Origin of the sequence: Mycolicibacter acidiphilus, assembly GCF_018455725.1 — a bacterium.
Taxonomy (GTDB): Bacteria; Actinomycetota; Actinomycetes; order Mycobacteriales; family Mycobacteriaceae; genus Mycobacterium; species Mycobacterium acidiphilum.
Genome location: NZ_JAHCLR010000130.1, coordinates 1 through 832, shown reverse-complemented (window position 1 = coordinate 832; position 832 = coordinate 1). Strand labels below are relative to the sequence as shown.

The following is an 832-nucleotide window of genomic DNA, read 5'->3' as shown; positions in this document are numbered from 1 at the left end:
TGGTGAGGTGCCGGTGCCGCTCGGCGAGGTGGCGCAGGGCGGTGGCAGTGGCGTGACCGACACCGTTGACCGGGTCGGCGGGCCGGCTGCGACGCAAAGTGTCCAATAATGTTTTCTCACTTAGTTTCTGCAGGTTTTCGCGTTGCGATGCGGGTGCGCTGACCAGCAGCATGTGGACCTGGCGGAGCACGTTCGCGCGGGCTTTGACCGCCGAGTCGCGCACCAGGTTCAGGACTCGGATCGACTCGACCGGCCCGTCACTGCTCTTGGGCACGGGTAGGTCTTCGCCGGCCAGGGCCGCCTGGGCTGCGGTGATCGCATCGAGTGGGTCAGACTTGCCGCGCAGTCGCCGTGCGGCCCGGTTGGGGCGGATCACCTCCCTCACCTCGACACCGGCCTCAAGCAGGTGTCGGGTCAGCCCAGCGCCGTAGGAGTTGGTGCCCTCGACGCCGAATCGCAGTACCGATCCGAACGTCAAGACGAACGCCAGGATCGCCCGATAGCCGGCCGCGTTTGCAGGGAACTGCTGCTCACCGAGCAGTTTTCCGGTCGCTGCGTCCAAAACGGCGACATGATGGGTCAGCGAATGGGTGTCTACGCCGGCGACAACCGGCAGTGTGCTTGTCATGATGGGTAGTGCCCCTCCGGGTCAACGGGTGGTGGCAACACCGGCCGGGTGGGCAGACAAGACGTTGACGGGGCCTATAGGCCAGGCTCCTATGAGGTCATGTCCACTCGGTCGGCATCACCCTGTAGTTCGCCCCGCCCGGCAGTGGACAGATCAAACACAAGGCACCAAATGGGCCAGTCGCGCAGCGAGCCACACCACCGA

The 832-nt window shown here is 65.4% G+C and carries 1 protein-coding gene; it reads right to left on the bottom strand.

Annotated elements, in window-relative coordinates; genetic code table 11:
• Window positions 1-628: IS110 family transposase (locus KIH27_RS22155; protein ID WP_214095094.1), on the bottom strand; the 628-nt coding region annotated here is incomplete at its 3' end.
• Between the last annotated feature and the right edge of the window lie 204 nt (window positions 629-832).